General features: G+C 70.0%; 8 protein-coding genes. All 8 read right to left on the bottom strand.

Annotation, left to right across the window (positions count from 1 at the left end):
* Positions 1–112: 112 nt before the first annotated feature.
* On the bottom strand, positions 113–502 hold the full coding sequence (locus tag ACFQ7C_RS13105; RefSeq protein WP_378901630.1) for an SHOCT domain-containing protein: 390 nt from the start codon (positions 500–502) through the stop codon (positions 113–115).
* A 72-nt stretch (positions 503–574) separates the two neighbouring features.
* Entirely contained in the window at positions 575–2023 is a 1449-nt protein-coding gene (gene pyk / locus ACFQ7C_RS13100) for a pyruvate kinase (RefSeq protein ID WP_378901627.1), read from the bottom strand.
* Positions 2024–2071: 48 nt separating this feature from the next.
* Complete coding sequence (locus tag ACFQ7C_RS13095; protein WP_378901624.1) at positions 2072–3538, bottom strand: glutamate synthase subunit beta; 1467 nt, start codon at positions 3536–3538, stop codon at positions 2072–2074.
* Positions 3531–8138 carry a glutamate synthase large subunit gene (gltB, locus tag ACFQ7C_RS13090; RefSeq protein WP_378901621.1) on the bottom strand — a complete coding sequence of 1536 codons (4608 nt, stop codon included), beginning with the start codon at positions 8136–8138 and terminating at the stop codon, positions 3531–3533. The genes ACFQ7C_RS13095 and gltB overlap by 8 nt, the downstream gene beginning before the upstream one ends.
* A 77-nt stretch (positions 8139–8215) precedes the next feature.
* The gene (gene lgt, locus ACFQ7C_RS13085; RefSeq protein ID WP_378901618.1) at positions 8216–9187 is read right to left on the bottom strand and encodes a prolipoprotein diacylglyceryl transferase; all 972 of its coding nucleotides are present in this window, start codon (positions 9185–9187) and stop codon (positions 8216–8218) included.
* A 64-nt stretch (positions 9188–9251) separates the two neighbouring features.
* The gene (trpA, locus tag ACFQ7C_RS13080; protein WP_378901615.1) at positions 9252–10046 is read right to left on the bottom strand and encodes a tryptophan synthase subunit alpha; all 795 of its coding nucleotides are present in this window, start codon (positions 10044–10046) and stop codon (positions 9252–9254) included.
* Positions 10043–11308, bottom strand: a complete 1266-nt coding sequence (gene trpB, locus ACFQ7C_RS13075) for a tryptophan synthase subunit beta (protein WP_378901612.1) — start codon at positions 11306–11308, stop codon at positions 10043–10045. The genes trpA and trpB overlap by 4 nt, the downstream gene beginning before the upstream one ends.
* Positions 11305–12081, bottom strand: coding sequence for an indole-3-glycerol phosphate synthase TrpC (gene trpC / locus ACFQ7C_RS13070; protein WP_378901609.1), 777 nt, complete (start codon positions 12079–12081; stop codon positions 11305–11307). The genes trpB and trpC overlap by 4 nt, the downstream gene beginning before the upstream one ends.

The following is a 12081-nucleotide window of genomic DNA, read 5'->3' as shown; positions in this document are numbered from 1 at the left end:
GGTGCCGACCCCCCCCCTTACTTATCGCTCCGGCCCCCCCCCCCCCCCCCCCAACCCCGGGCCCGCCGGGCGCCCCGGTACCGCGCCCCCCCCTCTTCTGGTGTCGACGTGACTACGCGCCGAAGTACTGGTTGCCGAGCGCCTTGCTCTTGAGAGCGTCGAACTCGCCCTGCGAGATCGTGCCGGCGTCGAGGAGCGCCTTCGCCTTCGCGATGTCGTCCGCGGGGCTCGACGACGCCGAGGGGCGATAGTCGTCGGACTCGGGGACCACTCCCCCGCGAGCGGCCTGCGCACGCTCGGCCATGCCCTTGCCGCGGGCGATGATGTAGACCAGCGCGGTGAGGAAAGGCACGAACACCAGGGCGATGATCCACAGCGCCTTGAGCCAGCCGTTGAGCGCGTCGTCGCGGAACAGGTCCGTGATGATCACGATCACCACGTACAGGTACGCGATGAAGTAGAAGCTCCACAGCAGGAACCACCAGAAGTCACCGAAGAACATCGGCGTCACCTTTCTCGAAAAGCCGGACGGCTGCGACCACAGTAGTGGTCGCAGCCGTCCGGGTGAGAGGTGTCAGTCCCGTGTCTTGTAGATCGGCGCCTTGCCGTGCACCGCGTCGCCCACCTTGTGGATGCGGATGTCGTTGGTGGAGCCGATGATCCCGGGAGGGGATCCCGAGATCACGACGACCTTGTCGCCGACCTTCGCGAGGTCGTTCGACAGCAGGTAGTCGTCGACCTGGATGAACATCAGGTCGGTGTGGGCGACGTGCTCGACGAGCGTCGACTGCACGCCCCACGTCAGTGCCATCCGGCGGCGGATCGCCGGCTCGGGCGCGAACCCGATCATGGGGATGCGCGGGCGCAGGCGCGACATGCGGCGCGCGGTGTCGCCCGACTCGGTGAAGATGCAGAGGAACTTCGCGTCGACGAACTCGGCGACCTCCATGGCCGCGAGCGTGATCGCGCCACCCTGCGTGCGGGGCTTGGTGGTGAGCGGCTGGATGCGGTCCAGGCCGTGCTCCTCGGTCGAGTCCACGATGCGCGCCATGGTCTCGACGACCACGACCGGGTACTTGCCGACGCTGGTCTCGCCCGAGAGCATGACAGCATCCGCGCCGTCGAGGACGGCGTTGGCGACGTCGCTCGTCTCGGCGCGGGTCGGCACCGGGTTCTCGATCATCGACTCGAGCATCTGCGTCGCGACGATGACCGGCTTGGCCATGCGGCGGCAGAGCTCGACCGCGCGCTTCTGCACGATCGGCACCGCCTCGAGGGGCAGCTCGACGCCGAGGTCGCCGCGGGCGACCATGATGCCGTCGAACGCGTCGATGATCTGCTCGAGGTTGTCGACGGCCTGCGGCTTCTCGATCTTGGCGATGACGGGCACGTGGCGCCCCTCCTCGGCCATGATGACGTGAACGCGCTGCACGTCCTTCGCGTCGCGCACGAACGACAAGGCGATGATGTCGGCGCCGGCGCGCAGACCCCAGCGGAGGTCGGCCTCGTCCTTCTCCGACAGCGCCGGGACGTTGACCGCGACGCCGGGGAGGTTGATGCCCTTGTTGTTCGAGACCGGTCCGGCGACGACCACCTTGGTGGTGACGACGGTGCCGTCCGTCTCGACGACCTCGACGCGGACCTTGCCGTCGTCGATGAGGAGGAAGTCCCCGGGCTTGACGTCGTTCGGGAGGCCCTTGAACGTCGTGCCGACGATCTCCTTGGTGCCGAGGATGTCCTCCGTGGTGATCTTGAAGATGTCGCCGACCGCCAGCTCGTGCGGTCCGTTCTCGAACTTGCCGAGACGGATCTTCGGACCCTGCAGGTCGACGAGGATCGCGACCGCCCGTCCGGCGTCGTCGGCGGCCTTGCGCACGTTGGCGAAGTTGTTGTCGTGGACCGAGTAGTCCCCGTGGCTCAGATTGAAGCGGGCGACATCGACGCCGGCATCGATGATCGCGCGGACCATCTCATACGACGACGTGGCGGGCCCAAGGGTGGCGACGATCTTGGCGCGTCTCATCCGTGGTGTTCTCCGGGTGGGTTGAAGGTGGCGAGTGCCTCGGCCAGCCTACGCGGGCTGCAGGCCGATGGCGACATCGGTCGGGCGGACCGGAGCGGGCAGCTGGGTCTCGCCCATGAGGAAGCGGTCGACGCTGGCTGCGGCGGCGCGTCCCTCGGCGATCGCCCACACGATGAGCGACTGGCCGCGGCCGGCGTCGCCGGCCACGAACACGCCCGGGGCGGTCGTCTGGTAGTCGTCTTCGCGGCGCACGTTGCCCCGCTCGGTGAAGCGGGCACCGAGCTGGTCCTCGAGGAGGGCGCGCTCCGGACCGGTGAAGCCCATCGCGATCAGCACGAGATCCGCGGGGATCTCGCGCTCGGTGCCGCTCTTGGGAACGCGACGGCCGTCGACGAACTCGGTCTCGGCGACGCGCAGCGCCCGCACCTCGCCGGCGCCGTTCGCGAGGAACTCGACGGTCGAGGCGAGGTAGGCGCGCTCGCCGCCCTCTTCGTGGGCGGACTGCACCTCGAACACGAGCGGGTCCATCGGCCAGGGCTGGTGCTCCGGCCGCTCCCCCGGGGGGCGTCGGCCGATCGCGAGGTTGGTCACGCTCAGCGCCCCGTGACGGTGCGCCGTGCCGATGCAGTCGGCGCCGGTGTCGCCGCCGCCGATGACGACGACGTGCTTGCCCTCGGCCGTGATCTGGTTGGGGACCGCATCGCCCGCGACGGCCTTGTTCGACTCCACGAGGTACTCCATCGCGAAGTGCACGCCGGCGAGGTCGCGTCCGGGGATCGCGAGCTCCCGCGGGATCGTCGCGCCGGTGGCGATGACGACCGCGTCGTAGCGGGCGCGCAGGTCGGCCCAGGTGATGTCCTTGCCGATCTCGACACCTGCGCGGAAGCGCGTGCCCTCGTCCTGCATCTGGCGCAGTCGCGACTCGAGGTGCTTCTTCTCCATCTTGAAGTCGGGGATGCCGTAGCGCAGAAGGCCGCCGATGCGGTCGTCACGCTCGAACACGGCGACCGTGTGGCCGGCGCGCGTGAGCTGCTGCGCGGCCGCGAGGCCGGCCGGACCCGAGCCGACGACGGCGACCGTCTTGCCGGTGAGGCGCCCCGGGGGCTCCGGCTCGATCCACCCGTTGGCGAACGCCTCGTCGACGATCGACACTTCGACCTGCTTGATGGTCACGGCCGGCTGGTTGATGCCGAGGACGCAGGAGCTCTCGCACGGCGCGGGGCACAGGCGCCCGGTGAACTCCGGGAAGTTGTTCGTCGCGTGCAGGCGCTCGCTCGCGGCGCGGCCCTCGCCGCGCCACGTCAGGTCGTTCCACTCCGGGATGAGGTTGCCGAGCGGGCAGCCCTTGTGGCAGAACGGCACGCCGCAGTCCATGCAGCGCCCGGCCTGCCGGCGCAGCACCGCCGAGTCGCCCGGCTCATAGACCTCTTTCCAGTCCATGATGCGCACCGGCACCGGCCGCCGCGGGGGCAGCTCGCGCTCGGTGACCTTCAGAAAGCCTTTCGGGTCAGCCACCCGTCACCTCCAGGATGCGGTTCCAGACGACGTCGCCGTCGGGGTCGAGCCCCTCGGCGACAGCCTCCTGGCGGGTCTGCAGCACTGCGGCGTAGTCGCGCGGCAGGACCCGGACGAAGTTCGCCAGCTCGACCTCGAAGTCGTCGAGGAGAGCCTGGGCGAGAGTCGATTCTGTCTCGGCGACGTGCTGCTCGAGCAGGTCGCGGAGGATCTCGGCATCGCCGGAGCCGAGCTCGCCGAGCTCGAGCTCGCCGGAGGCGAGGGCCTCGCGGTTCACGAGCTTGCGGTCGAGCTTGTACACGTACGCGGTGCCGCCGGACATGCCGGCGCCCAGGTTGCGCCCGGTCGCCCCGAGGATGACCGCGAGACCGCCGGTCATGTACTCGAGCGCGTGGTCGCCCACGCCCTCGACGACCGCGGTCGCACCCGAGTTGCGGACGAAGAAGCGCTCGCCCACGACGCCGCGCAGGAACATGGTGCCCAGGGTTGCGCCGTAGCCGATCACGTTGCCCGCGATGACGTTCTTCGATGCGTCGAAGGTGGCGCCGCGCGGCGGACGGACGACGATCTGACCGCCCGAGAGACCCTTGCCGACGTAGTCGTTGGAGTCGCCCTCGAGGCGCAGCGTGATGCCCGCGGGCATGAAGGCGCCGAACGACTGGCCGGCCGAACCGGTGAGGTTGACGACGATGCTGCCCGATCGCAGTCCGTTCTCACCCCGTGCCTTGGTCACGTGGTGACCGAGCAGCGTGCCGACGGCGCGCTCGGTGTTGCGGATCGGCAGGTCGATCGTGATCTCGCCGCCGCTCGCGATGACGTTCTGCGCGCGCTCGAGGAGTCCGACGTCGAAGTGCTCGTCGAGCTCGTGGAGCTGCCCTGTGGTGTTGCGGCGCGGCTCGTCTTCGGCGAACACCGGACCGTCGAGCACGGGGCCGAGGTCGAGGCCGTTCGCCTTCCAGTGCGTGACCGCACCGTCGACGTCCAGCAGGTCGCTGCGCCCGATCGCCTCGTCGAGGGAGCGCAGGCCGAGCGCGGCGAGGTACTCGCGCACCTCTTCGGCGATGAACTCCATGAAGTTCACGACGAACTCCGGCTTGCCGTTGAAGCGCTCGCGCAGCACGGGGTTCTGCGTGGCGACGCCCACGGGGCAGGTGTCGAGGTGGCAGACGCGCATCATGATGCAGCCCGACACGACGAGCGGCGCGGTCGCGAAGCCGAATTCCTCGGCGCCCAGCAGCGCGCCGATGATGACGTCGCGGCCCGTCTTGAGCTGACCGTCGACCTGCACGACGACGCGGTCGCGCATGCCGTTGAGCATGAGCGTCTGCTGCGTCTCGGCGAGGCCGAGCTCCCACGGGGTGCCCGCGTGCTTCAGCGAGTTCAGCGGGCTCGCGCCCGTGCCGCCGTCATGGCCGGAGACCAGGATGACGTCGGCCAGCGCCTTGGCGGTGCCGGCGGCGACCGCGCCGATGCCCGACTGGCTCACCAGCTTCACGTGCACCCGCGCACCGGGGTTGGCGCGCTTGAGGTCGAAGATCAACTGCTTGAGGTCTTCGATCGAGTAGATGTCGTGGTGCGGCGGCGGCGAGATGAGGCCCACGCCGGCGGTCGCGTGACGCGTACGGGCGACCCACGGGTACACCTTGGTCGGCGGCAGCTGGCCGCCCTCGCCGGGCTTGGCGCCTTGGGCGAGCTTGATCTGGATGTCGTCGGCCTCGGTCAGGTAGAGGCTCGTGACGCCGAAGCGGCCCGAGGCGACCTGCTTGATGGAGCTGCGGCGCTCGGGGTCGAGGAGCCGGTCCACGTCCTCGCCGCCTTCGCCCGTGTTGGACTTGCCGCCGATGCGGTTCATCGCGATCGCGAGCGTCTCGTGCGCCTCGCGCGAGATGGAGCCGTAGCTCATGGCTCCGGTCGAGAAGCGCTTGACGATCGACGCGACCGACTCGACCTCGTCGATGGGCACGGGCGTGCGGCCCTCGGTCTTGAGCGCGAACAGACCGCGGAGGGTCTTGAGCTCGTTCGCCTGGTCGTCCACGAGCTTCGTGTACTCGCGGAAGATGTCGTACCGGCGCGTGCGCGTCGAGTGCTGCAGGCGGAACACCGTGTCGGGGTTGAACAGGTGGGGCGACCCATCGCGGCGCCACTGGTACTCGCCGCCCGTCCAGAGCCGCTCGTGCGCCCGGACCGCGGCATCCTCCGGATACGCGTACGCGTGCCGTGCGGCGTTCTCGGCGGCGATGACGTCGAGCCCGACGCCGCCCAGCTTCGACTCGGTACCGGTGAAGTAGGTGTCGACGAAGTCCTGCGAGAGCCCGACGGCCTCGAACACCTGAGCGCCCGCGTACGAGGACACCGTCGAGATGCCCATCTTCGACATGATCTTGAGCACGCCCTTGCCGAGCGCGTAGATCAGGTTCTTGACGGCCTTCTCCGGAGCGATGCCGGTGATGAAGCCGGCGCGCACCAGGTACTCGACGGTCTCCATGGCGAGATACGGGTTCACGGCGGATGCTCCGTACCCGATCAGCGTCGCGATGTGGTGGACCTCGCGCACGTCGCCCGCCTCGACCACGAGACCGCACTTCATGCGGGTCTGCTTGCGGATGAGGTGGTGGTGGACGGCCGCGAGCATGAGCAGCGACGGGATCGGCGCGAGGTCCTTGTTGGAGTCGCGGTCCGACAGCACGATGAACTCGGCGCCGTCCTCGATGGCCTGGTCGACCTCCTGGCACATCTGCTCGAGGCGCTTCTTCATGCCCTTGTGGCCGGCCTCGACGCGGTACAGGCCGCGGATCGTGACGGAGGTGCGACCCGGGAGCGCGGTGTCGATGTGCTGGATCTTGGCGAGCTCGTCGTTGTCGATCACGGGGAAGTCGAGCGTCACGACGCGCGTGTGCTCGGGTCCCCACTCGAGGAGGTTGCGCTCGGGGCCGAGACCCAGGCCGAGCGACGTGACGACCTCTTCGCGGATGGAGTCCAGCGGCGGGTTCGTGACCTGTGCGAACTGCTGCGTGAAGTAGTCGAACAGCAGGCGCGGGCGCTCGCTCAGGACGGCCACCGGCGTGTCGGAGCCCATTGCGCCGAGCGGCTCGGCACCGGTCTGGCCCATCGGCGCGAGGAGGATCTTGACCTCTTCCTCGGTGTAGCCGAACGTGCGCTGGCGACGGGTGATCGAGGCGATGGGGTGCACGATGTGCTCGCGCTCGGGAAGGTCGGCGAGGCGGACGCGTCCCGCGTCGAGCCACTCCTGCCACGGCTCCTGGTCGGCGAGCTGCGCCTTGATCTCGTCGTCCTCGATGATGCGGCGCTCCGCGGTGTCGACGAGGAACATGCGTCCGGGACGGAGGCGGCCGCGGCGCTTGATGCGCTCGGGCTCGAAGTCGAGCACACCCGTCTCGCTGCCGATCACGATGAGGCCGTCGGTGGTCTCGGTCCAGCGGCCGGGGCGCAGGCCGTTGCGGTCGAGCGTCGCGCCGACGAGCGTGCCGTCGGTGAAGATCAGCGCGGCCGGGCCGTCCCACGGCTCCATCTGCATCGAGTGGAACTCGTAGAAGGCGCGGAGCTTGGGGTCGATGTCGGCCTGCTTCTCGTAGGCCTCGGGGACCATCATCATGATGGCGTGCGGCAGACTGCGGCCCGTCAGCGTGAGCAGCTCCAGCACCTCGTCGAACGACGCCGAGTCGCTCGCTCCGGTGGTGCAGATCGGCAGCAGCGGACGGATGTCGCCGAGCAGCTCCGACTCGAGCTGCGACTGACGCGCGCGCATCCAGTTGCGGTTGCCGTTGACGGTGTTGATCTCGCCGTTGTGTGCGAGCATGCGCAGCGGCTGCGCGAGCGGCCACGACGGGAACGTGTTGGTCGAGTAGCGCGAGTGCACGACGGCGAGCTCGGAGGCGAAGCGCTCGTCCTGCAGGTCGGGATAGAACGGCTCGAGCTGCAGGGTCGTGACCATGCCCTTGTACCCGAGCGTGCGCGACGACAGCGAGACGAAGTACGCGTCGAGCTCGGTCCGTGCGCGCGCCCGCAGGCGGTACGCGCGGCGGTCGAGGGCGATGCCCGAAAGCGCGGCGCGCTCGCCCGACGCCGGGTGCGAGATGAAGAGCTGCTCGAACACCGGGCGCGCCTCGAAGGCCAGCTTTCCCAGGTTCTCGTCGGAGGTCGGCACCTCGCGCCAGCCGAGCACGGTGAGACCCTCGGATGCTGCGATCCGCTCGATCCCGCTCTTCTGCGTCTCGCGCGCCTCGGCGTCGCGCGGCAGGAAGACGAGGCCGGCGGCGTACTCCCCCACGGGCGGGAGCTCGAAGCCCGCCACGGCGCGCAGGAAGGCGTCGGGCATCTGCGTCAGGATGCCGGCGCCGTCGCCGGTGCCGGCGTCGGAGCCGATCGCACCGCGGTGCTCGAGGTTGCGGAGCGCCGTAAGTGCCAGATCGATGATGTCGTGGCCGGCCTCGCCGCGGAGCGTGGCCACCATGGCCAGGCCGCAGGCGTCCTTCTCGAATGCAGGGTTGTACATCCCCTGCTTCTGCGGGAATCCGGCGCGGCCGGACGAAGCGGGGAAGTTCGCCTCCGGGGAGGCGACGTGACGGGGGCTCGAAGCCATACCTACCGTCCTCACGTTGATAGTCAAGATGGGACGACGTCGGCCCTGGGCGCGTTCTCTGGGGGGAGAGAGCGGCGTTACTTCGTGGCAGGAGTGCTTGTGGCGCTGGCCCCTTCGGCCTCGGACGTCGGGGGTTCGCTGACGTCGACGAAGTCGTCGGTGTCCTGCGATTGTACAGCCTGTCCGCCGTTCCACTCGCGGCCGGACACATAGGGTGAGGGCTCGAGACCGGGATGACGGCGCTTCTGGATGAAGAAGATCGCGAGACCGATCACGACGCCGAAGATGGCCGCCCACACGTTCGTGCGCAGGCCGAGGAAGATGTCGCTCGGGTCGATGCGGATCGACTCCCACACGATGCGTCCGGCGCTGTACCAGACCAGGTAGAGGCCGAACAGGCGTCCCCACTGCAGCGTGAAGCGGCGACCCACCCACACGAGGAAGAGCACGCCGAGCGTGTTCCAGATGACCTCGTAGAGGAACGTCGGGTGGAAGAGCGTCCCCTCCGGCAGGCCGATGGGCCACGCGGGGTTCGGGTAGTCGATCTCGAGACCCCACGGCACGTCGGTGGGCAGACCGTACAGCTCCTGGTTGAACCAGTTGCCGAAGCGGCCGATCGCCTGCGCGAGGAGGAGGCCGGGGGCGAGCGCGTCGGCGAAGGTCCAGAAGCGGATGCCGGTCCACCGGCATCCGAGCCAGGCACCTACGGCGCCGCCGATGAGGGCGCCGTAGATCGCGATGCCGCCCTCCCAGATGAACAGGGCCGACCAGGGATTCGCGCCCTCGCCGAAGTAGAAGTTCCAGTGCGTCAGGACGTGGTAGATCCGCGCGGTGATGATCGCGAGCGGCACCGCGAGCAGGGCGATGTCGATGACGACCCACGGCTCGGCGCCGCGTCTGGTGAGGCGGGCGTTGGTCCACAGCACCGCGACGATGATGCCCGTGATGATGCACAGCGCGTAGATGTGGATCCGCAGGGGGCCGATGTCGAAGTAGCTGATCGACGGGCTCGGGATGCTGGCGACGACGCTCGCGGCGGCGTTGATCATGGGAGAACCGTGTCCTTGCTGGATCCGTGCTGGGGTTGCGGCGGAGGGCGCCGACCTCAGAAGTCTAGTTCGCGCCGCGGGCGGTGCCTGCGGCGAGGCTGCGCGCCGTCTCGGCGAGGCCCTCGAGGCCCCGCTCGCGCAGTGCGCGCACCAGGGCGGTGCCGACGATCGCGCCGTCGGCGTACTCCAGCACGCCGGCGACCTGCTCGGCGTTCGAGATGCCGATGCCGACGCAGGCGTGCTCGACCCCGTGCTCGCGCAGGCGCGCGACGAGGGTGCGGGCCGCAGCATCCAACTGCGCGCGCTCCCCCGTGATGCCCATCGTCGAGACCGTGTAGACGAAGCCCGTGGAGTTCTGCGCGATGAGCTCGAGCCGCTCGTCGGTCGACGTCGGCGCGGCGAGGAAGACGCGGTCGAGGCCGGTGCGCCGGCTGGCGGCGATCCACTCGGGCGCAGCCTCGGGCGTGATGTCGGGCGTGATGAGGCCTGCTCCTCCGGCGGCGAGCAGATCGTCGGCGTAGCGGTCGACGCCGTACTGCAGCACCGGGTTCCAGTACGTCATGACGAGCACGGGCACGTCGACGCGACGCGTGATCTCGCGCACCGCCGTGAAGGTGTCGCGCAGGCGGAAGCCGCCGGCGAGGGCCGCCTGCGTCGCCTCCTGAATGACCGTTCCGTCCATCACCGGGTCGGAGTACGGCGGGCCGAGCTCGAGGATGTCGGCGCCGTTCTCGGCCAGTGCGACCGCGGCGTCGATGCTCGCCTGGAGGTCGGGGAAGCCGAGCGGGAGGTAGCCGACGAAGGCGCCGCGCCCGTCGGCGCGGGCGGCGTCGATCGCCGCGGCGACGCGCGAGGTCACAGCTTCTCCCCCTCGCCGTGGGCGGCGTCGTCGTGGGGTGCGGACGCGGCGGTCGCAGCATCCGTCCCGTCGTCGTACAGCTGGAAGTAGCGTGCGGCGGTGTCCATGTCCTTGTCTCCGCGGCCGGAGAGGCACACGGCGAGGATCGCGTCGGGGCCGAGCTCGCGGCCGATGCGCAGCGCGCCGGCGAGGGCGTGGGCCGACTCGATCGCGGGGATGATGCCCTCGGTCTCGGACAGCAGGCGCAGCGCCTGCATGGCCTCGTCGTCGGTCGCGGGGATGTACTCCGCACGCCCGATCGAGGCGAGCCACGCGTGCTCGGGTCCGACCCCGGGGTAGTCCAGGCCGGCGGAGATCGAGTGCGACTCGATCGTCTGGCCGTCCTCGTCCTGCAGCACGAACGTCTTCGCGCCGTGCAGCACGCCGGGGCGCCCGCGCTCGATCGACGCGGCGTGGCGCGGGGTGTCGACGCCGTCGCCGGCCGCCTCGACGCCGTAGAGCTTCACACTCTCATCGTCGAGGAAGGCGTCGAACATGCCGATGGCGTTCGAGCCGCCGCCGACGCAGGCGAGCACGGCGTCGGGCAGTCGGCCCGCCTCCTCGAGGAGCTGCGCGCGCGCCTCTTCGGAGATGACCTTCTGGAAATCGCGGACCATCGCCGGGAACGGGTGGGGGCCTGCGGCGGTGCCGAAGATGTAGTTCGTCGTCTCGACGCTCGCGACCCAGTCGCGGTACGCGTCGTTGATGGCGTCCTTGAGCGTGCGCGAGCCGGTCGTGACGGGGATCACCTCGGCGCCGAGCAGACGCATACGGGCGACGTTGAGCGCCTGGCGCTCGGTGTCGACCTCGCCCATGTAGATGGTGCACTCGAAGCCGAAGAGCGCGGCAGCCGTGGCGGTCGCGACGCCGTGCTGGCCGGCACCCGTCTCGGCGATGACGCGCGTCTTGCCGAGGCGCTTCGTGAGCAGCGCCTGGCCGAGCACGTTGTTGATCTTGTGCGAGCCGGTGTGGTTGAGGTCCTCGCGCTTGAGGAACACGCGGGCGCCTCCCGCGTGCTCGGCGAACCGGGCGACCTCGGTGATCGGCGACGGGCGGCCGGCATACGAGTGCAGGAGACGCACGAACTCCGCCTGGAACGCGGGGTCGGCCTTCGCGGCCTCGTACTCGGCCGTCAGCTCGTCGATCGCGGCGATGAGGGACTCGGGCATGTAGCGCCCGCCGAACTCGCCGAACAGCGGCCCGGGAGCCTCACGAAGACTCATGCGCCGGCCTCCAGGAATGCGCGCAGGGTGGACACGGGATCGTTCGTGACGAGCGCCTCGCCGACGAGCACCACGTCGGCGCCGGCGCCGCGGTAGTGGGCCACGTCCGCCGGGGCGAGCACCGCGGACTCGGCGATCTTGACCGCCCCTGCCGGAATGCGCTCGGCGAGGCGGCCGAAGAGGTCGCGGTCGAGCTGGAAGGTCGACAGGTCGCGCGCGTTGACGCCGATGAGCTGCGCGCCGAGGTCGGCCGCGCGGTCGACCTCGTCGGCCGAGTGCGTCTCGACGAGCGCGGTCATGCCGAGCTCGTGCGTGAACGCGTAGAGCCGGGCGAGCGCGTCCTGCTCGAGCGCGGCGACGATGAGGAGCACGAGATCGGCGCCCGATGCGCGGGCTTCGAGCACCTGATACTCAGTCGCGATGAAGTCCTTGCGCAGCACCGGGAGCGTCACCGCGGCCTTGACGGCCTCGAGGTCGGCGAGGCTGCCCTTGAAGCGACGGCCCTCGGTGAGGACCGAGATCGCGGACGCGCCGCCCTCCTCGTAGCGCCGGGCCTGAAGGGCGGGGTCGGGGATCGCGGCCAGGTCTCCGCGCGACGGGCTCGCGCGCTTGACCTCGGCGATGATCTTCACGCGGTCGGAAGGCGCGAGAGCGGAGAGGACGTCGAGAGCGGGACGCTGCGCGAGGGCGGCGGACTCGACCTCTGCCAGGGGGCGCACCGAGGCGCGCGCCTCGGCATCCTCAACCGCGCCGGCCGTGAGGTCGGCGAGCAT

This window comes from Microbacterium sp. NPDC056569, from assembly GCF_042793475.1.
Lineage (GTDB): Bacteria > Actinomycetota > Actinomycetes > Actinomycetales > Microbacteriaceae > Microbacterium.
The sequence above is the reverse complement of the archived record's forward strand: the minus strand, read 5'-3'. Positions and strand labels throughout refer to the sequence as shown.

Coding starts and splice junctions, on each gene's coding strand:
- trpB (WP_378901612.1), bottom strand. CDS start 11,308: ATGAGTCTTCGTGAGGCTCCCGGGCCGCTGTTCGGCGAGTTCGGCGGG.
- gltB (WP_378901621.1), bottom strand. CDS start 8,138: ATGGCTTCGAGCCCCCGTCACGTCGCCTCCCCGGAGGCGAACTTCCCC.
- lgt (WP_378901618.1), bottom strand. CDS start 9,187: ATGATCAACGCCGCCGCGAGCGTCGTCGCCAGCATCCCGAGCCCGTCG.
- trpC (WP_378901609.1), bottom strand. CDS start 12,081: ATGCTCGCCGACCTCACGGCCGGCGCGGTTGAGGATGCCGAGGCGCGC.
- ACFQ7C_RS13105 (WP_378901630.1), bottom strand. CDS start 502: ATGTTCTTCGGTGACTTCTGGTGGTTCCTGCTGTGGAGCTTCTACTTC.
- pyk (WP_378901627.1), bottom strand. CDS start 2,023: ATGAGACGCGCCAAGATCGTCGCCACCCTTGGGCCCGCCACGTCGTCG.